Consider the following 25407-nt stretch of genomic DNA (forward strand, 5'->3'; position numbering starts at 1 on the left):
GGTCCCCGGCTCCTCGCCCGCGCCGCTCCCGTCACGGCGCGGGCGAGACGGACCCGCTCGTCGTTCCGCTGTCCTGAGGTGTGGTGGCCGAGCTGGAGTCGGGGGAGAACAGGCTCATGCCCAGGTAGACGGCGGCGAGGAAGGCGATCGTGCCCGCGATGGCGCTGGCCACGCGGGGTCTGCGTCTGATCGCCTCTCTGGTGCTGCGCCGCCTGCTGTTGCGGGACCGGCCCGCTGCCCGCCGCCCGTGGCCCTGCGCCTGGGGCAGCCGGTACGTCGTCGGGGCACCGGAGTCCGCGCCGGAGTGCCGGCCGGGCACGGCGGGCGGTGCCGTCGTCGGCGCGTAGGCCGGGGACGCGGCACGCGGGGGAGCGGGCCGGTGCTGCGGCAGCGGCTCCGCCTGCCCCCGCCAGGCCTCGCTGAGGAACCAGTCGGCGACCTGCTGGGCACTCGGCCGCTCCTCGGGCTGCTTCGCGAGCAGGCCGAGGAGGTAGGAGTCGAAGGCCGCGGACATCTCGACGCCGCGCTGCCGCAGCGGCGTCGGCGGTGTGTCCACGTGCTGGTACAGGGTCGCGGTCGCGGTGTCCGAGCGGAACGGCGGCTGACCGAGCAGCAGTTGGTAGACGACGCAGCCGAGGGAGTACATGTCCGACGCGGCACCGGCCGTGCGGCCGAGGGCCCGTTCGGGGGCGAGGTAGAGACTCGTGCCGACGATGTGGCCGGTCGTGGTGAGGGCGGCCGAGGGGTCGTCGACGAACTGGGCGATGCCGAAGTCGCCGATCTTGACGGAGCCCTCGGCGTCCAGCATCAGGTTTCCCGGCTTGATGTCCCGGTGGACGATGCCCTGCCGGTGGGCCGCGGCCAGTCCGGCGGCCGCCTGGCCGGCGATCCGGGCGACCTGCTCCGGTCCCAGCCGCTCCTGCGCCAGGAGGAGATCGGACAGGCTCCGGCCCTCGACCAGCTCCATCACCAGGAAGAGACGGTCCTCCCACGACCCGAAGTCGAACACCGCCACCAGATGCGGATGGCTGAGCCGGGCGGCGGTCTGGGCCTCCAGCCGGAACCGGGCGGTCGCCGACTCGTCGGCGTGCTCCCCCAGCAGCAGCTTCACGGCGACGGCCCGGCCGAGGATCTCGTCCGTGGCCCGCCACACCTCACCCATCCCGCCACGGCCGATGGCGGATATCAATCGGTACCGACCAGCAACCAGCACCTGTGCACACCTATCTCGCATAGCTCGGGTATCTCGGACAGTTCCGGCCGGGGACCGCTTCGGCCGCCGCGGCGGCCTCGCCGGGAACGAGGGGCGGGGTGGGAGCACACGGCATGATCAGGATATCCGGCGCGCGGACCCCCGGTCGACCGCCCGTCATCCGGGCCCGGCCGCCCGCGCGGTGACGGGGCGCCAGACCGGAGACGTCCGAGGCGGTCATGTTCTCGGCGGGTCATCCCCGGTCGGATGCCGCCGCCCGGCCTACCGCTTCGACCAGGGGCAGCAACCGGTGCGGAACCCGTTCGCGCAGGGCCACCTCGGTCCGGGTCCTGACCACGCCGGGCAGCTGGATCAGCCGCTGGATCACGTCCTCCAGATGCCCGTTGTCCCGGGCCACCACCCGGGTCAGGAGATCACCGCCGCCGGTGGTCGAGAAGGCCTCGACGATCTCCGGCACGGCGGCGAGCGCCTCGCCCACATCGTCCAGATGCCCCTGCGTCACCTCCAGGTGCACGAAGGCGAGCACCGGGTGGCCGAGGGCTGCGGGGGAGAGGAAGGGACCGCTGCCGGTGATCACACCGTCCCGCTCCAGCCGGTCGATACGGGCCTGGAGGGTGCCCCGGGCGATGGACAGGATCCGCGCGTACTCGCGCACGCTCGTCTGCGGCTGCTCGATGAGCAGCCGCAGGATCCGGGTGTCGAGCGCGTCCACCGCCATGGTCCGCCGGCCTCTCCGTGGTACGTCGGTCGGGGCAGCGACTGTACCAACGGCGCACCGCCGGGCCATGGCGGCGGAGTGTCAGAACTGCACGTCGGAGCAGGCGTAGAAGGCGTTGCCGGTGTCGGAGATCGTCCACACGCCGAGGATCAGGTGCTTGCCGGACTTCTGCGGCAGCACACCCGAGTGGGTCACCGTCGAGCCGGGCAGCCGGCCGCCGAAGGGCACGGTGAGGAACGGCTGCGGTTCCAGGTCGGCCCGGGTGAGCGGCCGGGCCGGGTCGTAGCCGTCCTTGGTGATGTAGTAGCGGAAGTCGGTCGTGGCGTGCCGGGCCTCGATCCGCCAGTTGAACGTGTAGTTCTGTCCGGCGGTGACCCGGGTGGCGGGCCAGGCGCCGCCCCGCGGGTCGTCGAGCTCCGAGAAGCGGCCGATGCCGCCCGCGCAGATGTGGCCGTCGGCCGGTCCGCGCGTGGGGAATCCCTTGGGGCCCTCGACGCTCGGGGGCTCCCACTGGATCTGGCCGCAGTGCTTGACGGTGCCGATGCCGCAGAGCTGCTGGCGGCTGATGGGGGAGTCGGTGTAGCCGTGGCTCTGGGCGCTGCCGGAGGTGGCGAACAGCGCCACGCCGGCCAGGCCGAGCCCGGCCAGTAAGGAAGTGATCTTTCTGCGCATACGTCGCTCCTGGAGATGTGGGGTGATGTCCGGAGGGTTCTGCGGTCTAGACCAAGGGTGAGCGTAGTGATGTCAACTCATCATGTCCACACCATGCGCGAGGGGTGCTGTCACCGGCCCGGGGGAGGGTTTGTGAGGTGCCGTGCCGGGACGGGCCGGGCGGCGTCGTTGCGACGGGGTGCGCCGGGCGGTGGTCCGTTGGTCGGCCGGTGGCGCTCAGGGGTGGCTGACTACTGTGCCATTGGTCCAGTCTTCCGGTGTCAATTTGAGCCAACAGGCCTCCGGATGCTCTGATGTACCTGTCGATGGCGCTGCGGATTCCGCGGCGCCTTTTTCATGCCGGTGAGCGGAGCCGGCGGACGGAGGCGGGGAGTAGCAGTGCTGAAGAGAGCGTTCGTGGCCCGGGACCCCGGGCGGCTGCGGCTGAGGTTCGCCGCCCGGGCCGTCCTCGGCATCGGCCTCGCGGTGACGGTGTGCGGCCTGGCCGGACACTCCCTGGTCGCGGCCATCACCGGCGGGCTGGCCGCGCTCCTCGCCCTGTTCACGGTGACCGATCCCACCGTCCGCGGCCAGGCCGTCACCACCGCCCTGCTGCCCGCCGTCGGCTTCCCGGTGCTCGCGCTCGCCGCCCTGCTCCACGACCACCCCGCCGCACGCGACGCGGCCTTCCTCGCGGTCATGGGCGCGGGCGTCTACGCGCGGCGGTGGGGACCGCGCGGACACTCCCTCGGTGTGTTCGCCTTCATGGCCTTCTTCACCACGCAGTTCCTCCACACCCTCCCCGGACAGCTCCCCGAGCTCTACTCCGCGGTCGCCCTCTCGCTGCTCTCCTCCTCGGCCGTCCGCTTCGGGCTGTGGTGCTACGAACGCCGGCTGACCGCGCCCACCGTGCCCGCCCCGGTCATGGGCGCGGGCCTGGCCAGGGTCACCACGCGGCAGGCGATCCAGGCGACCGCCGGCGGAACCGTCGCGCTCCTGGCGGGACAGCTCATGTCCGACCAGCGCTGGTACTGGGCCGTCGGTGCCACCTGGTGGGTCTTCGTGAACACCGCCTCACGCGGCGAGACGCTGGTACGCGGCTTCCGCCGGGTCCTGGGCACGCTGATCGGCATCCCCGTCGGCCTGGCCGTCGTCGTCCCGCTGCACGGAGCTCCGGTACCCACCGCGCTCCTCGTCGCGGCCGGGGTCTTCGGGATCTTCTACACCGCGGCGGTCTCCTACACCTGGATGATGCTCTCCGTGACGGTGATGGCCGGGGCGCTCTACGGCTCCCTGGGGGTGCTCGACCCGGGCCTGCTCGCGCTGCGGCTCGGCGAGACGGCCGTCGGCGCGCTCGGCGCGATGCTCGCGGTGCTCGTCGTGCTGCCCGTCACCACGCACGCCACGACCGACGCCTGGATCCAGCGGGCGCTGCGCTGCGTCCACGCCTGCACCGAGGAGGCCGCCGCCCGGCTCTCCGGCTCGGCCGGCGCCGACCCGGCGCCGCGCGTCGCCGAGCTGGAGGCGCTGCTCGGCCGCGTCCGTCTCTCGCTGGCCCCGCTGGTCCACCCCCTGAGCCCGCTGCGCGCCCGCAGGGCCCGGGCCGGGCACGTGCTCGCGCTGCTGGACGACTGTGCGCGCGAGGTGCGCGGACTGGCCTCCGTCGCGGCGGACCCGGAAGCCTCCCACGACGCCCGGCTCGCCGCGGCCTGCTGGCGCGTCGAGAACGCCGTGGAGGCGCTCACCGCCTCCGAACGGCCGGCCCGTACCGCCCCTGCCGCCGGCCTCCCGGCCCACCCGGCGGTCACCGAACCCGCCCTCGCCCACCTGCACGGCCTGGAGCGGGCCCTCGCCGAACTGGCCGCACCCCTGCACGCCCCGCCCCGCGCACCCCTCGTCCCGGCCTGACCCGCACCCCTGGTCTAGACCGCAGCCGGGCACTGCTACGGTCGCCGCGGAAGATCGCGGCGGCCGCCGCCGTCGCGATCAGTCGGCGGAGAGAGGCAGTGCGGTGGACAGCAGCAACGGTGCCGGACGGGCATTCATCGGGTCGTTCACCTCGGCGGGCGGACGGGGTATCACCGTCGCCGCCGTGGACCAGGAGACCGGGGCGCTCACCGTCCTCGGCACGACGGACGTCGTACCCGACCCCTCCTACCTCGCCCTCGGCCGGGGCACGGGCCCCGGCGGCGCGGTCCTGTACGCGGTCAGCGAGACCGAGAAGGGGGCGGCAGGCGCCCTCGACATCAGCCACGACGTGCCGCGGCCGCTCGGGGACATCCGACCGGTCGAGGGCAACGGCCCCACCCACCTGGCCCTCGCGGCCGGCCATGTCGTCACCGCCAACTACGGCTCCGGCAGTGTCACCGTCCTGCCCGTGCTCGCGGACGGTTCCCTCGGCGCTGCCGGCACCGTGCTCACCCACGAGGGCAGTGGTCCGGTCACCGCCCGCCAGCAGGAACCCCACGCCCACCAGGTCCTCCCCGACCCGTCGGGGAACTGGGTGCTCAGCGTCGACCTCGGCACCGACTCGGTACGGATCTGCGCACTCGACCCGGACACCGGGGAGCTGCGCCTGCACGGTGAGACGGTGCTGCGCCCCGGCACCGGCCCGCGCCACCTCGCCTTCCACCCGGCGGGCGCCCACGCCTATGTGCTGAACGAGCTGGAGCCCACGGTCACGGTGTGCCGGTGGGACGCCGCGGCCGGAACCCTGGAGGCCGTCGGCGAGACGTCCGTGCTGCCCGCCGGGGCGAGTGGCGGCGACGGCGGGCAGAGCTACCCGTCCGAGGTCGTCGTCGCCCATGACGGCCGGTTCCTGTGGGCGGCCAACCGCGGCCACGACAGCATCTCCGTGCTCGCCCTCGACGCCACGGGCGAGCAGGCGTCCCTGGTCACGACGGTGAGCTGCGGCGGGCACTGGCCGCGCGACCTCGCCCTCGACCCCAGCGGACGGCGGCTGTACGCCGCCAACGAGCGGTCCGGGAACGTCGCCTGGTTCGCCGTGGACCCGGCCACCGGCATCCCGGCCCCGGAAGGGTCCCTGGACGTCCAGGCACCCTCCTGCGTGATCTTCGCCTGACAACCACCGATGCCCCGGGACCCTCGAAGGGTCCCGGGGCATCGGCGTGCCGCCGACGGCGCACCCGGCCGCCGGACCTGCGGATCGATCAGTGGGCCTGGGCCCCCTGCGCCACCGGGGGAGCGATCCCGAGCGCGCTCGTGTACATCGACAGCACCAGCTTGCCGATCGCCGGGTACGCGCCGAGCGGCTCCGCGCTCGCGCAGCCGGCCTCCTTCGCCGCGGCGTCCAGCAGGCCGTCGGCGACCTCGGGGCCCACCAGGTACGGGGCCACGGCCAGCTGCTGCGAGCCGGAGCCCTTCAGCTGGTCGGCGATCGAGGCGACCGAGCCCTCGACGTCGAGCGCGGCGGCCATCACCGGCACGGCGAGCCGCGCGGCCAGCAGCATGCCGGTGATCCCGGCGGCCTGAACGGCCTCCTCGCCGCCCACCGTGGCCAGCACGATGCCGTCGGCGGCCGTGGCCACGGTGAAGAGCCTCGCGCGGTCCGCGCGGGCCAGACCGGCCTCGGAGAGGCGTACGTGCAGCGCCTCGGCGAGCAGCGGGTGCGGTCCGAGCACATCGGTCAGCTCGGCCTGGGCCCGGCTGTCCTCGATCGCGCGGCGTATCCGCTGCACCAGGGTGCCGTCGGGGCCCGCGAGCAGCGGCACCACGACGGCGGCCGGACCGGCGGGCTCGGCGACCTCACGGCCGGCGGCCTGCGCCTGCTCGAAGCGCGCGACACGCTCGGCGGCGGAGTGCGCGAGAACGGAGGCAAGGGTGGGGTACTCGGCATCGTCGCCGTCGAGATAACCGATCAGGGCGTTCAGGCCGGGCAGCTCGGAACGGGCAATGCTGATCACCTCTTCGGCCAGACTGCGGCTGGCCGGGGAGGGGGTACCGGGAACGGCGAGAACGAGCGCGGCAGCGCCCTCAGGCGCGACCACGGGCTCCGGGCGGCGGTGCCGTCCGGACTGGCGAGGTCGCGGCATTCGTACAGGCAGGCCGGAAGCGGGCCCAGTGGGGGTGCTCATGGCGCCGCATGCTACTGGTTTTGGGTACCCCGCTGCTCGGGGAGGGCCCCGTCGAGCGTCGTCTGTCCGCATTTATCCGATGAGCGGCTTACTGGTCAACTGCCCTGCTCTGTCACCCCCGGGATACGGCCGGTCCCCGGCGCGGACACGGTGACGCGGAGCAGCGTGGGATGGTGCGGCAGCCTCAGACCGCCCCTGGCCAGCGCTTGTGCGATGCGCAGGGAGCCCATCAGCGGATCACCCGAACCGGGGACCGCCCGTGCGTGCGGCAGCTGTCGCGCCAGCTCGGCACGCAGCGGTTCGAGCAGCGGGTCGCCCATCCGGAACAAGCCACCCGTGAGCGCCACTTCATACGGTTCGTCGTCCGCCCCGGCCTTCGGGCACACCGCGGCGGCCGCCTCGGCGATGTGGGCCGCGGCGTCGCGGAGGATGCCGTCGGCGACCGGATCGTGCGCCGCGCACGCGGCCACCTCGGGTGCGAACGAGGCAAGGACCGCGGGCCGGTCGGTCCGCGGATAGAGCAGGCCGGGCAGCCCGGGCGCCGGCCCGAACACCGCCTCCAGCCTGGCCAGCAGCGCCGCGGAACCGCCGCGCCGGCCGTCGTGGGCGCGCATCGCCGCGTCGAGTCCGGCCCGTCCGATCCAGGCCCCTCCGCCGCTGTCACCCAGCAGATGGCCCCAGCCGTCGGCCCGCCGCCACCCGGTCAGATCCGTGCCCAGGGCGATCAGGCCCGTGCCGGCCGCGACGACCGCGCCGGGGCGCTGTCCGACCGCCCCCGCGTACGCCGTCACCGCGTCGGCGGCGAGTGCCAGTGTGCGTACGCCGAGCGCGTCCGCCAGCGCCGCGGGCAGCTCGGCGCGCAGCTGGTCGCCGAGCGTGGCCATGCCCGCCGCGCCGATGGCCGCGGTGGCGACGCGGTCACCGCCGCCGTGCCCGGCGAGCAGCCGGCGGGCGGTGGGCAGCAGTTGTTCGAGGAGATGGGCGGCGTCGATGCCGGAGGACCCGGTCCGCACCGGTTCGGCGCACACCGCCGTGGCCAGGGGGGTCTCCCCGCCCACGGTGCCGAGCGCCACCCTCAGCCCGGAACCGCCGGAGTCCACGCCGAGGACATGCTCCCCGGACGCGTGCCCGTGTGACTCCATGGAATGGCTCCCGTAAGCAGAGGAATGACGGCGGCAGCCTAGCCGCAGACGTTCGGCGCACCGTCGGCGGTGTCGCCACGGAGCCCTCCCGGCCCACGAGTTCGGCGGCGTCGGGGGAGGCGGGAGGAGGCCGCCGTTACGCCGGTAGGGTGAGCGCGTGACAGCACGACCTTTGAACGAAGTGGTGGAGCCCGGATGGGCCCGGGCGCTGGCCCCCGTGGCGGGGCGCGTCGCCGAGATGGGGGATTTCCTGCGCGCGGAGGTCGCGGCGGGCCGCACCTATCTCCCGTCGGGGGCGAACGTCCTGCGCGCCTTTCAGCAGCCCTTCGACGAAGTTCGGGTGCTGATCGTCGGTCAGGACCCCTACCCCACACCGGGCATGGCCATCGGGCTGAGCTTCGCGGTCGCACCGGACGTCCGTCAGCTGCCCGGCAGCCTGGAGAACATCTACCGCGAACTGAACACGGACCTGGGCCTGCCGCGCCCGTCGAACGGGGATCTGACCCCGTGGACGCGGCAGGGCGTGCTGCTGCTGAACAGGGCGCTGACGACCGCACCCCGCAAGCCCGCCGCCCATCGCGGCAAGGGCTGGGAAGAGGTCACCGAGCAGGCCATCCGGGCCCTGGTCGCGCGGGGCACCCCGCTGGTGTCCGTCCTCTGGGGGCGCGACGCCCGCAACCTCCGGCCGTCACTCGGCGACTACCCGGCGATCGAGTCCGCCCACCCGTCCCCGATGTCGGCGGACCGCGGCTTCTTCGGGTCGCGCCCCTTCAGCAAGACCAACGAACTCCTGGTCCGCCAGGGGGCGCAGCCGGTGGACTGGCGCCTGCCGTAGCCGTAGGCGTGGCGGGCGCCCCGCCCGTCACCCGTCGACCGCCGCGGCCCGGACACACAGGACATCCGGCAGATGCGAGGCGAGCTGCTGCCAGCTGTCCCCGTCGTCCTCGCTCGCGTACACCTCGCCGTTGCGGTTGCCGAAGTACACGCCCGCCGGATCGGCATCGTCCGTACAGAGCGCGTCGCGCAGCACCGTGCCGTAGTGCGCGCCGTCGGGCAGCCCCGCCGACAGGGGTTCCCAGCTGGCGCCCGCGTCGGTGGTCCGGAAGACCCGGCAGCGGTGGTCGGCCGGCACCCGGTCGGCGTCGGCGTTGATCGGGAAGAGATACGCCGTGTCCGCGCGGTGCGGGTGGGCGGCCACCGCGAACCCGAAGTCGGAGGGCAGTCCGGCGCCGATGTCCGTCCAGTTGTCCCCGCCGTCGTCGCTGCGGAACACGCCCCAGTGGTTCTGGAGGTAGAGCCGGTCGGGGTCGACCGCGTCCCGGCTGACCTTGTGGACGCACTGGCCGAACTCCGGGTCCGGGTCCGGCAGGAAGACCGCCGACACCCCCTTGTTGGCCGGGGCCCAGCTCTCGCCGCCGTCCGTGGTCCGGAACACCCCCGCGGTGGAGACGGCGACCGTGACCGAGCGCGGGTCGCGCTCGTCGGTCAGCACCGTATGCAGCCCCTCGCCGCCCCCGCCGGGCACCCACCGCGAGCGCGTCGGATGCTCCCAGAGCGGGCGGACGATCTCGAACGACTCGCCCCCGTCCCGCGAACGGAACAGCGCGGCCGGTTCCGTGCCCGCGTACACCACACCGGGCGCCTCGGGGCCCGCCGGGTGCAGCTGCCAGACCCGCTCCAGGGACGTCCCCGTGAACTCCGGGAACTTCACGGCCGGCTGCTTCGGCTCGACCCAGCTCGCACCGAGGTCGTCGGAGTGGAAGACGGAGGGGCCCCAGTGCGCGCTGTCGCCGCCGACCAGCAGGCGGGGGACCTTCCCGCGCTTGTCGATGCCGATCGAATAGATCGCCTGCGCGTTGAAATGCGGTCCGTCGAACTCCCACGCCCCGCCGTGCCTGCGGCCGATGAAGAGCCCCTTGCGGGTGCCGACGGTGAGCAGAACATCGGTCATGACCGAACCTCCCGAAACGCCGTTGTGCCGGATACGCGCCAGTCTGCACCCAGCCACTGACAGTGGCGCGCAGGACGGCTCCGGACACTCGTCGCATCCGCGGCGGGCGCCCGCGCCCGCGCTCAGCGCACCCGGTGCTCCGGCCCCTCGGCGGCCGTCTTCCGGCGGGTCAGGAGGAGGGCCGTGCTCCCGTCGTCCTCGGGGATGTCCCGGACGTGACGGAAACCGGTCCGGCCCAGCAGGGCGAGCGAGGCCTCGTTGGCGGGGTCCACGGTGGCGTGCACCTCGGCCAGGCCCAGGGTGCCGAAGCCGTGGGCGAGCAGCGCCTCGGTGATCTCGGTGCCCAGCCCCCGCCCCCACGCCGACGGGGTCACCGCGTAGACGATCTCGTGGCCGTCCACGCCGGGGGTGGGGGACGGCTTGATCTCCGCGTGCGCGACGGCGCGCCCGTCCTGCCGCACCACCCACACGCCGAACAGGTCCCGCGCGTACACCTTGGTGAAGATCCGCCCGAACAGCGCCCGGTCCGCCGCCTCCGTGGCCGGTCCCCCGCCCATCCAGCGGGCCACCCCGGCGTCCTGGAAGAGCGCCACGAACCCTTCCTCGTCGGCGGGGGTGTACGGCTCCAGCAGCAGCCGCCGGGTGCGCAGGACAGGGGTCTTCATGCCGCGCGACGGTACGGACGCCGGCCGGCCCGCGCAACGGAGTTGATCAGTGGCCGGGCGCCGCCGTGCTGCTGCGCACCACCAGGTTGGTCGCCAGGTCGACGCGCGTGGTCGCCGGCTGCCTGCCCCGCCCGAGGTCGACGACCAGGCGGGCGGCGGTCTCGGCCATCTCCGTCAGCGGCTGGCGCACCGTGGTCAGCGGCGGCCCGATCCACCGGGTGAGCGGCAGGTCGTCGAAGCCGACGACGCTGAGGTCCTCCGGGATGCGCAGGCCCAGCTCACGGGCGGCCTCGTAGACGCCGAGCGCCTGGAGGTCGTTGCCCGCGAAGACCGCCGTCGGCCGGTCGGGCAGGCGCAGCAGCTCCAGCCCCGCCGTGTACCCGGCTTCGTGCTGGAACTCCCCCTCGCGGACCAGCTCGGGGTCGATCGGCAGGCCCGCGGTCTCCAGGGCGGCGCGGTAGCCGTCCACCCGGGCCCGGCTGCACATCATCCGCGAGGGCCCGCTGATGACCCCGATGCGGCGGTGCCCGAGTCCGGTGAGATGGCGGGTGGCGGCCAGTCCGCCCTGCCAGTTCGTCGTCCCGACCGAGGGGACGTCGTCCCCCGGGTCGCCCGCCGGGTCCACCACCGCGTACGGGATGCTGCGGCTGGTCAGCTGGGCGCGCTGGGCGGCGGTGAGGTCCGAGAGGACGAGGATCACCCCGACCGGCCGGCGGGCCAGCACCCCGTCCACCCAGGTCTGCCCGGGGGTGAGCCGGCCCGCGCTCTCGGAGAGCACCAGGCTCAGCCCCTCCTCGCGGGCGACGTTCTCCACCCCGCGGACGACCTCCATCGCCCACGCGCTGTCCAGCTCGTGGAAGACCAGATCGATCAGTTGCGACTGGGTGGTGGAGCCGCGTCTGCGGCGGTAGCCGTGCAGCAGCAGCAGTTCCTCGACCTTGGTCCGCGTCCCCGGGGCGACATCGGCGCGGCCGTTCAGCACCTTCGAAACTGTCGGAGCCGAGACTCCGGCCGCGCGGGCGATTTCCGCCAGGGTGGCGGTGCCTTCCGACGATTCGCCGGTGGGCGCGTTCTCCTGATGTGACTGGACGTTTGCGGGGCTCATACCGGGAATCGTAGCTCCCCGCCGCAGGGAGGCAGGGGCTGGACCCCGAGCGGGATTTCCTCCGCCGCCCCTCTTGACGGGCCCGAAACCCGACCGTACGGTTCCGGCAACATTCGCAAGCAAGGCCGAAACATTCGACAGAGGTGCGGTCATGGGGTCGGGAATTTTCACTCGGAGTTCGCGTGCGGCGAGATGGACCGCGGCCGGTGCCGCCATGGTCACGGCAGGCGTGCTCGCCGGCTGCGGATCGAACGGCGGCAGCGGCGGCGGCGGTGACACGATCACGGCGTACGTCTACGGGGACGACGCCGTCAAGATCCAGCAGGCGGCGGTCAAGGAGTTCAACAAGACCTCGAAGGTCAAGGTCAAGCTGATCCCGGTCCCGGGCACGGAGTACGTCAACAAGCTGCGCAGCGCCATGGGCTCGCCCAGCGCCCCGGACATCTTCTACAACTGGGGCGGCGGCTCCATCAAGCCGTACCTCGACGCCGGCCAGCTCGTCGACCTGACCTCGACCGTCAAGAACGACGCCGCGCTCAAGGACGGCTTCCTCCCGTCCATCGTCGAGGCGGGCAGCCTCGACGGAAAGATCTACGGGGTGCCGATGCGCGGCATGCAGCCCGTGATGCTCTTCTACAACAAGAAGCTCTTCGCCGAGAACAAGCTGGAGGCCCCCAGGACCTGGGAGGACCTGCAGCACGCCATCACCACGTTCAAGGCCAAGGGCATCACCCCCTTCGCGCTCGGCGGCCAGGAGAAGTGGCCCGAGCTGATGTGGATGGAGTACCTGCTCGACCGGATCGGCGGCCCCGAGGTCTTCAAGAAGATCCAGAACGGGGACTCCTCCGGCTGGGGCGACCCCGCGGTCCTCAAGTCCGCCCAGACCGTGAAGGAACTGGTCGACGGCGGAGCCTTCGGCAAGAACTTCAACTCCGTCGACTACGGCAGCGGCGCCGCACCCACCCTGCTCAGCAAGGGCAAGGCGGCCATGCACCTGATGGGCTCGTGGGAGTACTCGACCCAGCTCGGCAAGGCGCCCGAGTTCGCCAAGAAGGACCTCGGCTGGGCCAACTTCCCGACCGTGGCCGGCGGTGTCGGGGACCCGGCCGACGTGGTGGGCAACCCCACCAACTACTGGTCGATCAACTCCCGCACCAAGCACAAGGACGCGGCCATAGCCTTCCTGAAGACCATGGCCTCCAAGTCCTACGCCCAGGCGCTGGTCGACAACGGTGACGTGCCGACCACGTCCAACGCCGCCTCCATGCTGAGCGGCTCGCCCAACCCGCAGTACGCGAAGGACCAGTACGACATGGTCCAGAAGGCCCCGAGCTTCACCCTCTCCTGGGACCAGGCGCTGGAGTCCCGCTACGCCACCCCGCTGCTCACCGAGATCAGCAAGCTGTTCGCCGGCACCTCCACGCCCGAGCAGTTCGTCGCCGCGATGAAGGCCGTCAAGTAGCGATGTCCCACGTCTCTTCGTACAAGAAGGTGCGCGGAGGAGCGAAGGCGGCCGGCGGCCACGTCGGCCGCCCCTCGGTCGGCTGGGCCGTGCCCGGCATCCTCTTCTTCGCCCTCTTCGCGATCGTCCCGCTGGCGATCGCCGTCTACCTCTCCTTCTGCCACTGGGACGGGCTGAACTCCCCGACCCCCATCGGTCTGGACAACTGGACCCGGCTGTTCAAGGACCCGGAGTTCCGCCAGGCCGCCTGGCTCAGCCTGCTGCTCACCTCGGTCAGCTGGGTGTTCCAGACCCCCGTGGCCCTGCTGCTCGGCGTCTGGGCGGCGGGCAGACAGCGCAGCAGGGCCGTGCTCTCGGCGGTCTTCTTCATTCCGCTGCTGCTCTCCACCACGGCCATCGCGATGCTCTTCCATGCGCTGCTCGACCCCAACTTCGGCGTGATCAAGAAGATCGGCCCCTGGTTCGGAATCGACCCCAACATCATGGGCTCGTCCACCGGGGCGCTGCTCACCGTCGCGTTCGTCGGCGGCTGGCAGTTCATGCCCTTCCACACCCTGATCTACCAGGGCGGCACCCGGCAGATCCCGCAGGTCCTCTACCAGGCGGCGGAGATCGACGGCGCCGGCATGCTGCGGCAGTTCTTCCACATCACCCTGCCGCAGCTGCGCCACACCATCACGACCTCATCGGTCCTGATGATCGTCGGATCGCTGACCTACTTCGACACCGTGCTGATCATGACCAGGGGCGGCCCCGGCACGGACACCACCGTGCTCCCGTACCTGATGTACCGGACCGGTTTCCAGACCTACGACCTCGGCTACGCCGCGGCGATCGCGACGGCGCTCGTCGTGGTGGCCACCGCCCTGTCGCTGGTCCTGGTCCGCTTCAGCGGCTTCGGGAACATGCGGTCCACCCGGGAAGGTATGTGACGCGATGTCGATCGACACCCGCCCCGAGACGCGCCCCGCGTCACCCGTGACCCGCGGCCGGCAGACCGCCGCGCGGCGCCGCAGGAGATGGGGCAACCCCCTGGCCGGCCTGGGCTCGACGGTCTGGCTGCTGCTCGTCGTCGTACCGCTCTACACGCTGGTCTCCTCGTCGCTCATGCGGCAGGACGAGGCGCTCAACGGCGACCCGCTGGCCGTCCCGACCCATCCCACGCTCGACAACTACCGCACGGTCCTGGACAGCGGCTTCGCCAGGATGCTGACCAACACCGCCATCGTCGCGGTGGCCACCGTGGCCATCGTCCTGCTGCTCTCGGTACCCGTCGCCTATGTCGCGGTACGGGCCCGCAGCAGGCTCTCCTCGCTCGCCTTCCGGACCTTCCTGCTCGGCGTGGCCATCCCCGCGCAGGCGGTGATCGTGCCGCTGTACCTGCTGATCAGCAAGCTGGGCCTGTACGACAGCCTGCCCGCGATCATCCTGCCGACCGCGGCCTTCGCGATGCCGGTGGCGGTCCTGATCCTCAGCGGCACCATGCGGGACGTCTCCGAGGAGATGTACGAGGCGATGGCGCTCGACGGCGCGACACCGCTGCGGATGCTGTGGCAGCTGGCGATCCCGATGTCCAAGGGCGGCATCAGCACGGTGGCGATCTACACGGCGCTCCAGGCGTGGAACGGCTTCCTGTTCCCGCTGATCCTGACCCAGTCGGAGGAGCACCGCGTGCTGACGCTGGGCCTGTTCAACTTCATGTCCCAGTTCGGGATGAACATCCCCGCCGTGCTGGCCGCGATCGTGCTCTCCGTCGTGCCGATCTTCGCGGTGTACCTCGTGGCGCGCAAGGCGCTGGTCAACGGACTGATGGGGGTGGGCGGCAAGTAGCCCCCACGCCGCCCCGCACCACCGCACTCATGAGAGGAACCCCTGCCCCCATGGCAATCCCCGCTGTCCCGCACGCCCGCGGCGCCGGAGCGGCCCCGGCCGTCGACGGACCGTGGCGCGACCCCTCCCGCACCCCCGAGGAGCGGGTGGCCGACCTGATCCCCCGGATGACCCTGGAGGAGAAGGCCGCCCAGCTGTACGGAATCTGGGTGGGCGCCGACGCCGACGGCGACGGGGTCGCCCCGCACCAGAACGACATGGTCGACCCGGTCGACTGGGACGGCCTCACCACCCGCGGCCTCGGCCAGCTCACCCGCCCCTTCGGCACCGCCCCCGTCGACCCCGGCGTCGGGGCACTCGCCCTGGCCCGCGCCCAGGGCCGCATCGCCGGGGCCGGACGCTTCGGTATCCCGGCCCTCGCCCACGAGGAGTGCCTGGCCGGCTTCACGGCCTGGGGGGCCACCGCCTACCCCGTGCCCCTGTCGTGGGGTGCCGCCTGGAACCCGGACCTGGTCGCCGAGATGGCCCGCCGGATCGGCACGGACATGCGCGCGGTCGGCGTCCACCAGGGACTCGCACCCGTCCTGGACGTGGTGCGCGACCTGCGCTGGGGCCGGGTCGAGGAGACCATCGGCGAGGACCCCTACCTGGTGGCCACCATCGGCACCGCCTACGTCCGCGGGCTGGAGTCGGCCGGCATCATCGCCACGCTCAAGCACTTCGCCGGATACGCGGCCTCCGCCGGTGCCCGCAACCTCGCCCCGGTACGGGCCGGGGCCAGGGAGATGGCGGACGTGATCCTGCCGCCGTTCGAGATGGCGCTGCTGGAGGGCGGGGCGCGTTCGGTGATGCACTCGTACGCCGAGATCGACGGCGTGCCCGCGGCCGCCGACCCCGCGCTCCTCACCGGACTGCTCCGGGACACCTGGGGGTTCACCGGGACCGTCGTCGCCGACTACTTCGGCATCGGCTTCCTGGAGACCCTGCACAAGGTCGCCGCCGACCGGGCCGGCGCCGCCCGGCTGGCCCTGGCCGCGGGCGTGGACGTGGAACTGCCCACCGTCCGCAGCTACGGCGACGTCCTGGTCGGCGCGGTGCGGGACGGCGTGGTGGACGAGGCGCTCGTCGACCGCGCCCTGCACCGCGTCCTGCTGCAGAAGTGCGAACTGGGACTGCTCGACCCCGACTGGTCACCGCTGCCCACCGTGCTCGCCGGCGCCGACCCCGACGAGGCCCGCGACACCGTCGACCTCGACCCCCCGGAGAACCGGGCACTGGCGCGCGAACTCGCCGAACAGGCCTGCGTGCTGCTCGCCAACCCCGGCGGCACGCTGCCGCTGCGTGACGGCGCACGGATCGCCGTGGTCGGGCCGCGCGCCGACGACCCGCTGGCGATGCTCGGCTGCTACTCCTTCCCCAGCCACGTCGGTGTCTCGCACCCCGAGGCCGAGACGGGGATCGACGTGCCGACGGTGCTGGAGTCGCTGCGCGGGGAGTTCCCGGGCTCCGGTGTCGGATTCGCCGCGGGCTGCGAGGTGGACGGCACGGACACCTCCGGGTTCGCCGACGCCGTGCGGCTGGCCGGCGAATCCGACGTCTGTGTCGCCGTGCTGGGCGACCGGGCCGGGCTGTTCGGCCGCGGTACGTCGGGCGAGGGCTGCGACGCGGCCGATCTCTCGCTGCCGGGTGTGCAGGGCGAGTTCCTCGACGCCCTGCTGGCCACCGGCACCCCGGTGGTCCTGGTGCTGCTGACGGGCCGCCCGTACGCACTGGGGCGCTGGGCGGACCGGACGGCCGCCGTCGTGCAGGCCTTCTTCCCCGGCGAGGAGGGCGGAGCGGCGCTGGCCGGGGTGCTCTCCGGCCGGGTCAACCCCTCCGGCCGGCTGCCGGTAAGCGTGCCGCGGGGGCCGGGCGGCCAGCCGTGGACGTATCTGCAGCCGCCGCTGGGGCTGGTGAGCGGGGTCAGCAATCTGGATCCGACACCGCTCTACGCCTTCGGACACGGACTGTCGTACACGACGTTCGACTGGGAGCCGGGCGTGTCCGTACCCGCGGAGCTCCCCACCGACGGCTCCACCGGGATCGAGATCACGGTCCGCAACAGCGGCGAGCGCGAGGGGGCGGAGGTCGTACAGCTCTACCTGCACGACCCGGTCGCCCAGACCACCCGCCCGCAGGCCCGGCTGATCGGTTACGCCCGGGTTCCGCTGGCGGCCGGCGCCGCCGCCCGGGTCCGGTTCCGCTTCCACGCGGATCTGGCGTCCTTCACGGGTGTCGCGGGCCGCCGGATCGTCGAGCCCGGTGAGCTGGAACTGCGCCTTGCCACCTCCAGCGACGCGGCCGACGTCCGCCGGACCGTACGGCTGCGGCTCACCGGCCCCGAGCGCGTCGTCGACCACCGTCGCCGGCTCGTCTGCGGCACCTCGGTCGAGCCCGCGCCCCTGCCGGAGCCGGCCGTGCGCTGACCGGTCCTCCCGCCGGGCCCCGTCCACGTGGGCCTCCCCGCCCGATCCGGCCTTGACGCCGCTGCGGGGAGGCCCACGAAACTTTCGAAACAGGAGTGCAGTATGGACAACAACGTTCCGCGGCACACCAGCCGCAGATCGGCGCTGGGGCTCGGCCTGGGCCTCACGGCCCTCACCGCGACACCGCTCGGCTCCCTCCTCGGACTGTCCGCCGAGGCGTCCGCGACCGGTCACGGCCCGGCGGTCCGGCCGTCCGACCCCGGCGCGTACATCTCGTTCGCCGCCAGGCCCGGCAGCTTCGCGCTGGTCAGGAACGGCCGCGCCGCCCCGATCCTGGTCAGCGACCGCGACTGGGACGGCGTCGTCCGGGTGGCGGGCGACCTGCGGAGCGACATCGAACGTGTCACCGGCGTCCGCCCCGCCCTCTCACACGGCGCGGTGCCCGGGGCCCGCGAGATCACGGTCATCGGCACCGTGGGCCGCAGCCCGCTGATCGACGGGCTGATCGCCAGGGGCAAGCTCGACGTCTCCGCGATCCGGGGCAGGTGGGAGACCAGTCTCCAGACCGTCGTGGACAAGCCGCTGCCCGGCGTCGACCGCGCCTTCGTGATCGCGGGCAGCGACCAGCGGGGCACGATCTTCGGTACGTACGACGTCTCGCGCGGCATCGGCGTCTCGCCCTGGTACTGGTGGGACGACGTCGCCCCCGTGCACCGGGACGAGATCCACGTCCTGCCCGGCCGTCACAGCCAGGGCACCCCGGCCGTGAAGTACCGCGGCTTCTTCATCAACGACGAGAACCCGGCGCTCGGCACCTGGGCCCCCGCGTACTTCGGCCCCGGAAAGGCGCCCGGATTCGAGGGCGGCTTCAACGCCGGCTTCTACGCCAGGATCTTCGAAGTGATGCTGCGGCTGAAGGCCAACTACCTCTGGCCCGCCGTCTGGGGCCGCGCGTTCGCCGAGGACGACCCGCTCAACCACGCCACGGCCAAGGCGTACGGCGTCGTCATGGGCACCTCGCACGAGGCGCCCATGATGCGCGGCATCGAGGAGTGGAACCGCCACGCGGTCGCGGCGGTACGCGACAGCACCGGAGCCGTCACCGTCCCCGGCCACGACCCCTACGGCGGCACCGGCGAGTGGTCCTTCCGACGCAACGCCGAGGCGATCAAGGCGTACTGGGCCGACGGCATCCGCCGGATGAAGGAGGAGGACTTCGAGGGCGTCGTCACCCTGGGGATGCGCGGCAACGGTGACGTCAGCCTGCCCGACGGCGACGGCATCGAGCTGATGACCGAGATCATCGCCACCCAGCGGCAGATCCTGGCCGAGGTCTCCGGCCGGGACGTCACCACGATCCCGCAGGTCTGGACGCTCTACAAGGAGGTCCAGCACTACTGGGACCGCGGGCTGCGGGTCCCCGACGACGTCACGGTGGTGCTCACCGACGACAACTGGGCCAACATCCGCAAACTGCCCGACCTGGGGAACGACGCCCGCGCGGGCGGTTACGGCCTCTACTACCACTTCGACTACGTCGGTGTCGGCCGCAACTACAAGTGGGTGGACACCGCCTCCCTGCCCAACATGTGGGACCAGCTCCACCAGTCCGTCGCCTACGGGAACCACGGTCTGTGGGTCACCAACGCCGGCGACCTCAAGGGCAACGAACTGCCCACGCAGTTCTTCCTGGAGTACGCCTGGAACCCGGAGCGCTGGACCCTGGACCGGCTGCCGGAATGGGAGGAGCAGTACGCCCGGCAGAACTTCGGCGAGCACCAGGCGGCCGCGGTGGCCGAGGTGCTGCGCACGTACGCCCGGCTCCAGTCGCGGCGCAAGCCCGAACTCCTCAACCGGAAGATCACCCTCGATCCGGCCAAGGACCCCGCCGAGGACAGCTCGGCGATCGTGTACGACGACGGGGCGACGCCGTTCAGCATCGTCGACTACCGCGAACTGGAGCGGGTCACCGAGGAGTGGCGCACGCTCGGCGCCGAGGCGGAACGGGTCGGGCGCAGGCTGCCGGCGTCCGCACAGGACGCCTGGTACGAACTGGTCGGCTACGAGGTGCTGGCCACCGCCAATCTGTACGCGCTGCGCGCGGCGGAGTTCACCAACCTGCACTACGCCCGGCAGGGCCGGGCCCTCACCAATGACCTCGCGGCTGCCGCCGAGGCCCGGCTCGCCGATGACCTGGCCCTGGCGGCCCGCTTCAACACGCAGGTGGCGGGCGGGAAGTGGCAGGGATTCCAGACCCAGCCGCACATCGACTACGGCGATGTGGCCCGCTACGGACCGAACGCCCCGTGGCAGCAGCCCGAGATCGACAACGTCGCCCTCAAGGACGTGCTGTTCCCGGCGGTCAAGCGCATCGAGCTGCCCTCCGGGGCCGAGATGGGCGTGGCCGTCGACGGTTCGGCGGGGTGGTGGCCGCACGAGCGAAGCGCGGCCGTGCTGCCCGTCTTCAGCCCGTACCAGAGCCAGCCCGCTCAGTACATCGAGGTGTTCAACCGGGGCCGGGCCCCGTTCGGCTACCGGGTGCGCACCGGTGCCCCCTGGCTGATCGCGGACCGGGTCCGGGGCCGGGTCGACCGGCAGGACCGGATCACCCTGCGGGTCGACTGGGACAGGGCCCCGGAGGGGGTCACCGAGGTCCCGGTCACGGTCAGCGGACCGGACGGGCCGGAGGTGGTGGTCACGGCGGTCGTCGACCGTCCCGCCGTGGCCCGCTCGCGCCTGGACGGTTTCGTCGAGGCCAACGGGTACGTCTCCATCGAGGCCGACCACTACAGCCGGGCCGTCGGCGGCGACGGGATCAGCTGGCAGCGCATCCCGGACATCGGAAGGACCGGAGCCGGGATGGAGCCCTTCCCGGTCACCGCGGCCCGGCAGACCCCCGGCGGCGCCGGCCCGCGGCTGGAGTACCGGGTCAGCCTCTTCACCACCGGCCCGGTCACCGTGCACGCGTATCTCTCGCCCCGCAACAATCCGCTGCCGACCGACGGACTGACGTACGCCGTCTCCTTCGACGACGCCGCACCGCAGACGGTGAACGTCACCGAGGTGACGGGGGCCGACGACGGCACCATGAACCCGCAGTGGGCCCGCCACACCTCCGACAACGTCAACATCACCGAAACGGTGCACCACATCGGCGACGCCGGAGTGCATGTGCTGAAATTCTGGATGGTCGACCCGACGGTGGTGCTGCAGAACCTGGTGGTCGACACCGGCGGACTCAAGCCCAGCTACCTGGGCCCGCCGGAGAGCCTCCGGCTGCACTGAGCCCGGGGGTCCGGGCCAGGGAGAGCAGAGCGAATGAAGAGCGGCAACGACGGCACCGGCGCGCCGGCCGAGCACCTCGAAGTGACCCCCGTCGGCAGTACGGTCGAGATCAGGATCGGCACACCGCCGGGAGACCGCGTGCTCCTCTGCACCCCGGCCCGTGCCCGTGAGCTGGCCGCCGCTCTCGGCCTCGCGGCGGACGAGGCCGAGAGCGCGGCGTCGGCGGACCCCGTCACCGTCCGGGCGGACGAGCTGCGCCGCGGGGACGTGCGCGACGGCGACCGGATCATGACGGTGGACGCCGTCCGGACCGACGGGGACACCGCCCATGTCACCTGGAAGTCGGGCGCGGGCCGCAGCTGGAGTCAGGCGTACGACGCCGACGCCCGGATCACGCTGCGCCGTCGGCGCCAGAGCGGGCGGTAACGCCGGTCGGCGGCCCCGCCCTGCCGCGCACGGTCGCGGCCGGGGGCGCACCCTGGAGGGGAGTCCCCGGAGGTGAGCGCCATGACGCAGACGGCTGTCGGATGGCACATCGAGCTGGAATTCGAGGAAGACACCCATCGCACCCGCGCGGCCGCCCTGGTGCGGCTCTCCGACGGGAGCGAGGTGCGGGCCCACGGCTACGCCAGCCGCCATCCCTCCGACTCCGAACAGCCCCGGGTGGGCGAGGAGATCGCGGGGGCCCGCGCACTCAACGAACTGGCGATGAAGCTGCTGACCAAGGCGCACGACGAGATCGACGAGGCATCCGGCCGCACGTCGTACCCGCTGACCTGAGCGAGAGGGGCCCGGGCGCTTTCCGCGTCACCTTGTACGAGAGGCGTCGTAATTTGACGGACGTCGTAGTACGGGATGTATCGTACTAGCGATCCTTTCCGTACCCGGCGAAACGGAGTCCGTCGTGAGTGCCCTTTTCGAGCCCTTCACCCTGAGGTCGCTTGTCGTGCCCAACCGGGTGTGGATGGCACCCATGTGCCAGTACAGCGCCGCACCGGTGGGGCCGGACACGGGCGTGCCCACGGACTGGCACTTCGCCCATCTCGCCGCCCGCGCCACGGGGGGAACGGGCCTCATCCTCACCGAGGCGACGGCCGTCAGCCCCGAGGGGCGCATCAGCCCGGCCGACCTGGGCATCTGGAACGACACCCAGGTCGCGGCGTTCCGCCGGATCACCGACTTCGTCAAGGCGCAGGGCTCCGCCGTCGGAATCCAGCTGGCCCACGCCGGCCGCAAGGCGTCGACCGCCGCTCCCTGGACCGGCGGCGGACCCGTCGGCGCCGACGCGCACGGCTGGACGCCCGTCGCCCCCAGCCCCCTCCCGTTCGACACCGGCTACCCCGTGCCGCACGAACTGACCGTGGACGAGATCCAGGGCGTCGTCGCCGACTTCCGCGAGGCCGCTCGCCGTGCCGTCGAAGCGGGCTTCCAGGTCGCCGAGATCCACGGCGCACACGGCTACCTCGTCGGACAGTTCCTCTCGCCGCACAGCAACCACCGCACCGACGAGTACGGCGGCAGCTACGAGAACCGCGTCCGCTTCGCCCTCCAGGTCGTCGACGCCGTACGCGAGGTGTGGCCCGAGGACCTGCCCGTCTTCTTCCGCATCTCCGCCACGGACTGGCTCACCGAGAACGCGGAGGACGAGCGCGAGGGCTGGACCGCCGACGAGACCGTCCGGCTGTCCGAGGAGCTCCGCGCCCACGGCGTCGACCTGCTGGACGTCTCCACCGGCGGAAACGCGCCCCGCGCCCGGATCGAGAGCGGACCGGGCTACCAGGTCCCCTTCGCCGAGCGTGTCAGGCGGGAGACCTCGCTGCTCGTCGCCGCCGTCGGCCTGATCACGGACCCGCAGCAGGCCGAGAAGATCCTCACCGAGGGGCGCGCGGACGCCGTGCTCCTGGGGCGCGAACTGCTGCGCAGCCCGTCCTGGGCACAGGACGCGGCCCGCGAACTGAGCGCCCGGGCACACGCCCCCGAGCAGTACGCCTACGCGATCTGACCGATCGCCCGGGGCACGCGACCGCCCTCCCCGCACGTCCCGCCCCCGCCGTCCTCCGGCGGTGGCCCGGGCGCTGCCGGGAGGGCGGTTGCGTGCGTACCGTCCGGATCGCGGCATCCGTTCATCGCGCGTTCACCCGGGATGGCTGCCGGGGCATTCCCTCCTGCGCCGCGGGGATCTACGCTCGGCCGCGAATCGATCACCGTTGCAACCGGCCGGACCCCGGTCGCTGACAACGTTGTCCGAACTCCCCGGAAGGTACCGCGACATGCCCCCCAGACCGCTGACCGCGCCCCGGCGCCTCGCCGCGCGAACAGCCGCCGTGGTCATCACCGGCGCACTGGCCGCCGCCGTCCTGCCCGCCGCCGAGGCCGCGACGCCCGTCACCCGCCCCACCGCCTATGTCGACCCGCTCATCGGCAGTGCGAACGGCGGCAACACCTTTCCGGGCGCCACCGCCCCGAACGGCATGATCGCCTGGTCGCCGACGAGCACCAAGGGCGACCAGACGGGCACCGGCGCCGCGAACGGCTACCAGTACGACACCACCCGGCTGCGCGGCCTGAGCCTCACCCACGTCAACGGCGCCGGGTGCGACCCGGGCGCCGCCGGTGACATCCCGGTCATGCCGTTCGTCGGGGACATCACCTCGTCGCCGTCGGCCGACACCAAGGACGCCGTCTACGCCGCGGACTTCTCGCACGACGACGAGCGGGCCGTGCCGGGCCGCTACACCGTCGGCCTCGACTCCGGAGCCACCGCCGACCTCGCGGTGAGCCGCCGGGCCGGTGTGGCCGACTTCGCCTTCCCGGCCGGGAAACCCGCCAACCTGCTCTTCCGCGTCTCGAACTCGCTCAACGGCAGCGAGGACGCCGAGGTGCGGATCGACACCGCCCGCCGCAAGGTCACGGGCTCGGTGCTCACCGGCGCGTTCTGCGGCCGCCGCGCCAACGGCGGCACCAACAACCGCAAGAGCTACTACCGCCTCTACTTCACCGCCTCCTTCGACCGCGCCTTCTCCTCCACCGGCACCTGGAAGGACGGCACGCTCGCTCCCGGCTCGACCGCCGGCAGCGGCGGCGAGGGCTACGCCACCGGCGCGGACCGGGCCGGCCGCGGCTCGGGCGGCTGGGTCGGCTTCGACACCACGACCGACAGCGACGTCCACATGCGGGTCGGTATCTCCTACGTCAGCCAGGCCGGCGCCGAGGCCAACCTGAAGGCGGAGATCGCCCCGCACGCGGGCGTCGACGACGTCGCGGCGGCCGCGAGCCGCAGCTGGGACCGCGAGCTGGCCTCCGTACGCACGGGCGGCGGCACGGAGGCGCAGCGCACCGCCTTCTACACCGCGCTGTACCACTCCCTGATGCAGCCCAACATCATCAGCGACACCGACGGCCGCTACCCGGGCATGGACGGGAAACCCCACCGGATCGAGCGCGGACAGGGGGCGCAGTACAGCAACTTCTCCGGCTGGGACCAGTACCGGGCGCAGATCCAGCTGCTCGCCCTCATCAAGCCGGAGATCGCCGGGGACTTCGCCCAGTCGCTGTACAACTTCGCCCGGCAGAACGGCGGTGTGTGGGACCGCTGGGTGCACATCAACGGCGCCACCCACGTGATGACCGGCGACCCCACCGCGGCCACCCTCGCCACGTTCTACGCCATGGGGGTGCGGAACTTCGACTACGAGGGCGCGTACGAGTCGCTGGCGCGGCAGGCGACCGTCCCCGTGGACGACGGGCTCTCGGACGCGGGCTGCCCGGGGCAGTGCACCGGCCAGCGTCCCAACCTGGCCCAGTACCTGGACTCCCACTACGCGCCCCAGGACGTCTGCCACTGCTGGGGCGGCGCCGCCGAGACACTGGAGGACGCGGTCGCCGACGACGCGCTCGGCCGCTGGGCGGGGCTGCTCGGCCGGGACGAGGAGGCCGCGGCGTTCAGGGAGCGCGGCGGCTGGTGGCGCAACGTGTACAACGCGCAGGCCACGGACGGGGCCGGCACCGACGGCTACATCCAGCCCCGCAACCTCGACGGCTCCTGGGCCGGGCCGTTCAGCCCGGGCAGCGACCGCGGCTTCGCGCAGGGCACCAGCGCCACGTACACCTGGATGGTCCCGCAGGACGTCCAGGGGCTCGCGGAGGCGATGGGCGGCCGGGTCATCGCGGCGCGGCGCCTGGACGGCTTCTTCCACAAGGCGGACGGCTCCTGGTCGGTGAAGGGCGGTGACGCGGTGCGCTACGACCCCACCAACGAGCCCGGCATCCACGCCCCTTGGCTCTACAACGCCCTCGGTCAGCCGTGGAAGACGCAGGAGACGGTCCGCGAGATCCTGAACACGGTCTACGGGACCGGCCCGCGCGGGCTGCCGGGCAATGACGACCTGGGCACCATGTCCGCCTGGTACGTCTTCTCCGCGCTGGGCCTCTACCCGCAGACGCCGGGCGGCGCCTCGATGCTGCTGGGCGCCCCGCTGTTCCCGAAGGCGGTGATCGACCGGCCGCACGGCGGGGACATCACGATCACCGCTCCGGCCGCCGACGCCGGCCATCCGTACATCGACGCGGTGACGGTCGACGGGCGCGCGCACGACCGTTCGTGGACGGACGCGAGCCTGCTCGGCCGGGGTGGCTCGCTCGTCTACCGGCTGTCCGCCACCGCCAACACCTCGTGGGCCACGGCCCCTTCGGGGCTGCCGCGGTAGCCGGACGGCGAGCCTGTGCCGGATCGGCCGCGCCGTGTGCGCGGCGATCCGGCACAGGCGTGGCACGGGTTCGGTGCCAGAAGTTTCTATCGTTGAAAATTCTCTGTGCACGACTGTTGT

The 25407-nt window shown here is 72.6% G+C and carries 20 protein-coding genes; 12 read left to right on the plus strand and 8 right to left on the minus strand.

The annotated features are described in order from the left end of the window. Positions 1-31: 31 nt before the first annotated feature. The 3 genes from OG521_35020 to OG521_35030 form a co-directional block, all read right to left on the minus strand. Positions 32-1162, minus strand: a complete 1131-nt coding sequence (locus OG521_35020; protein ID WUW25694.1) for a serine/threonine protein kinase — start codon at positions 1160-1162, stop codon at positions 32-34. Positions 1163-1445: 283 nt separating this feature from the next. Then, the gene (locus OG521_35025; GenBank protein WUW25695.1) at positions 1446-1931 is read right to left on the minus strand and encodes an Lrp/AsnC family transcriptional regulator; all 486 of its coding nucleotides are present in this window, start codon (positions 1929-1931) and stop codon (positions 1446-1448) included. A gap of 81 nt (positions 1932-2012) precedes the next feature. Beyond that, on the minus strand, positions 2013-2603 hold the full coding sequence (locus OG521_35030) for a lytic polysaccharide monooxygenase (GenBank protein ID WUW25696.1): 591 nt from the start codon (positions 2601-2603) through the stop codon (positions 2013-2015). Between the two features lie 378 nt (positions 2604-2981). Here OG521_35030 and OG521_35035 point away from each other — a divergent pair, with 378 nt between their 5' ends. Together OG521_35035 and OG521_35040 are read left to right on the plus strand one after the other, a co-directional pair. After that, positions 2982-4490 (plus strand): FUSC family protein, encoded by a 1509-nt coding sequence (locus OG521_35035; GenBank protein WUW25697.1) that lies wholly within the window; start codon positions 2982-2984, stop codon positions 4488-4490. Between the two features lie 103 nt (positions 4491-4593). After that, complete coding sequence (locus OG521_35040) at positions 4594-5664, plus strand: lactonase family protein (protein ID WUW25698.1); 1071 nt, start codon at positions 4594-4596, stop codon at positions 5662-5664. An 88-nt stretch (positions 5665-5752) separates the two neighbouring features. Here the strand turns inward: OG521_35040 and OG521_35045 are convergent, their stop codons facing one another. Then, positions 5753-6676, minus strand: a complete 924-nt coding sequence (locus OG521_35045; GenBank protein WUW25699.1) for a hypothetical protein — start codon at positions 6674-6676, stop codon at positions 5753-5755. 95 nt (positions 6677-6771) lie between these two features. Continuing rightward, the gene (locus OG521_35050; GenBank protein ID WUW25700.1) at positions 6772-7818 is read right to left on the minus strand and encodes an ATPase; all 1047 of its coding nucleotides are present in this window, start codon (positions 7816-7818) and stop codon (positions 6772-6774) included. Between the two features lie 157 nt (positions 7819-7975). On the opposite strand from OG521_35050, the gene OG521_35055 reads away from it, so the two are divergent. Beyond that, entirely contained in the window at positions 7976-8653 is a 678-nt protein-coding gene (locus tag OG521_35055; protein WUW25701.1) for a uracil-DNA glycosylase, read from the plus strand. A 27-nt stretch (positions 8654-8680) separates the two neighbouring features. Here OG521_35055 and OG521_35060 read toward each other — a convergent pair whose 3' ends face one another. The 3 genes from OG521_35060 to OG521_35070 all read right to left on the minus strand — a co-directional run bounded on the left by OG521_35060 (position 8681) and on the right by OG521_35070 (position 11539). After that, on the minus strand, positions 8681-9769 hold the full coding sequence (locus tag OG521_35060) for an exo-alpha-sialidase (GenBank protein WUW25702.1): 1089 nt from the start codon (positions 9767-9769) through the stop codon (positions 8681-8683). A 122-nt stretch (positions 9770-9891) separates the two neighbouring features. Next, positions 9892-10434, minus strand: a complete 543-nt coding sequence (locus OG521_35065; GenBank protein WUW25703.1) for a GNAT family N-acetyltransferase — start codon at positions 10432-10434, stop codon at positions 9892-9894. A gap of 46 nt (positions 10435-10480) precedes the next feature. Next, complete coding sequence (locus OG521_35070; GenBank protein ID WUW25704.1) at positions 10481-11539, minus strand: LacI family DNA-binding transcriptional regulator; 1059 nt, start codon at positions 11537-11539, stop codon at positions 10481-10483. A 214-nt stretch (positions 11540-11753) separates the two neighbouring features. Between OG521_35070 and OG521_35075 the strand changes: the two genes are divergently transcribed. The 9 genes from OG521_35075 to OG521_35115 all read left to right on the plus strand — a co-directional run bounded on the left by OG521_35075 (position 11754) and on the right by OG521_35115 (position 25287). Then, on the plus strand, positions 11754-13001 hold the full coding sequence (locus OG521_35075) for an extracellular solute-binding protein (protein WUW25705.1): 1248 nt from the start codon (positions 11754-11756) through the stop codon (positions 12999-13001). A 2-nt stretch (positions 13002-13003) separates the two neighbouring features. Further along, positions 13004-13933, plus strand: coding sequence for a sugar ABC transporter permease (locus tag OG521_35080; GenBank protein WUW25706.1), 930 nt, complete (start codon positions 13004-13006; stop codon positions 13931-13933). 4 nt (positions 13934-13937) lie between these two features. Continuing rightward, the gene (locus OG521_35085; protein WUW25707.1) at positions 13938-14831 is read left to right on the plus strand and encodes a carbohydrate ABC transporter permease; all 894 of its coding nucleotides are present in this window, start codon (positions 13938-13940) and stop codon (positions 14829-14831) included. A 50-nt stretch (positions 14832-14881) separates the two neighbouring features. Beyond that, positions 14882-17296, plus strand: coding sequence for a glycoside hydrolase family 3 C-terminal domain-containing protein (locus OG521_35090; GenBank protein WUW25708.1), 2415 nt, complete (start codon positions 14882-14884; stop codon positions 17294-17296). 102 nt (positions 17297-17398) lie between these two features. Continuing rightward, on the plus strand, positions 17399-20581 hold the full coding sequence (locus tag OG521_35095; protein WUW25709.1) for a glycosyl hydrolase 115 family protein: 3183 nt from the start codon (positions 17399-17401) through the stop codon (positions 20579-20581). Between the two features lie 33 nt (positions 20582-20614). Further along, a complete protein-coding gene (locus OG521_35100) occupies positions 20615-21007 on the plus strand; it encodes a hypothetical protein (protein ID WUW25710.1) in 393 nt (130 codons plus the stop codon). Positions 21008-21088: 81 nt separating this feature from the next. After that, entirely contained in the window at positions 21089-21361 is a 273-nt protein-coding gene (locus OG521_35105) for a DUF1876 domain-containing protein (GenBank protein WUW25711.1), read from the plus strand. Positions 21362-21485: 124 nt separating this feature from the next. Next, positions 21486-22583 carry an NADH:flavin oxidoreductase/NADH oxidase gene (locus tag OG521_35110; protein WUW25712.1) on the plus strand — a complete coding sequence of 366 codons (1098 nt, stop codon included), beginning with the start codon at positions 21486-21488 and terminating at the stop codon, positions 22581-22583. Positions 22584-22851: 268 nt separating this feature from the next. Further along, positions 22852-25287 (plus strand): GH92 family glycosyl hydrolase, encoded by a 2436-nt coding sequence (locus OG521_35115; GenBank protein WUW25713.1) that lies wholly within the window; start codon positions 22852-22854, stop codon positions 25285-25287. Positions 25288-25407: the final 120 nt, after the last annotated feature.

Source organism: Streptomyces sp. NBC_01463 (assembly GCA_036227345.1).
In the GTDB taxonomy this organism is placed as follows: Bacteria; Actinomycetota; Actinomycetes; order Streptomycetales; family Streptomycetaceae; genus Streptomyces.

Bases quoted from the DNA above. Each gene is read 5' to 3' on its own strand.
- OG521_35020 (WUW25694.1), bottom strand. From the start codon at position 1,162: ATGGGTGAGGTGTGGCGGGCCACGGACGAGATCCTCGGCCGGGCCGTC.
- OG521_35025 (WUW25695.1), bottom strand. From the start codon at position 1,931: ATGGCGGTGGACGCGCTCGACACCCGGATCCTGCGGCTGCTCATCGAG.
- OG521_35030 (WUW25696.1), bottom strand. From the start codon at position 2,603: ATGCGCAGAAAGATCACTTCCTTACTGGCCGGGCTCGGCCTGGCCGGC.
- OG521_35045 (WUW25699.1), bottom strand. From the start codon at position 6,676: ATGAGCACCCCCACTGGGCCCGCTTCCGGCCTGCCTGTACGAATGCCG.
- OG521_35050 (WUW25700.1), bottom strand. From the start codon at position 7,818: ATGGAGTCACACGGGCACGCGTCCGGGGAGCATGTCCTCGGCGTGGAC.
- OG521_35060 (WUW25702.1), bottom strand. From the start codon at position 9,769: ATGACCGATGTTCTGCTCACCGTCGGCACCCGCAAGGGGCTCTTCATC.
- OG521_35065 (WUW25703.1), bottom strand. From the start codon at position 10,434: ATGAAGACCCCTGTCCTGCGCACCCGGCGGCTGCTGCTGGAGCCGTAC.
- OG521_35070 (WUW25704.1), bottom strand. From the start codon at position 11,539: ATGAGCCCCGCAAACGTCCAGTCACATCAGGAGAACGCGCCCACCGGC.
- OG521_35075 (WUW25705.1), top strand. From the start codon at position 11,754: ATGGTCACGGCAGGCGTGCTCGCCGGCTGCGGATCGAACGGCGGCAGC.
- OG521_35080 (WUW25706.1), top strand. From the start codon at position 13,004: ATGTCCCACGTCTCTTCGTACAAGAAGGTGCGCGGAGGAGCGAAGGCG.
- OG521_35085 (WUW25707.1), top strand. From the start codon at position 13,938: ATGTCGATCGACACCCGCCCCGAGACGCGCCCCGCGTCACCCGTGACC.
- OG521_35090 (WUW25708.1), top strand. From the start codon at position 14,882: ATGGCAATCCCCGCTGTCCCGCACGCCCGCGGCGCCGGAGCGGCCCCG.
- OG521_35095 (WUW25709.1), top strand. From the start codon at position 17,399: ATGGACAACAACGTTCCGCGGCACACCAGCCGCAGATCGGCGCTGGGG.
- OG521_35100 (WUW25710.1), top strand. From the start codon at position 20,615: ATGAAGAGCGGCAACGACGGCACCGGCGCGCCGGCCGAGCACCTCGAA.
- OG521_35105 (WUW25711.1), top strand. From the start codon at position 21,089: ATGACGCAGACGGCTGTCGGATGGCACATCGAGCTGGAATTCGAGGAA.
- OG521_35115 (WUW25713.1), top strand. From the start codon at position 22,852: ATGCCCCCCAGACCGCTGACCGCGCCCCGGCGCCTCGCCGCGCGAACA.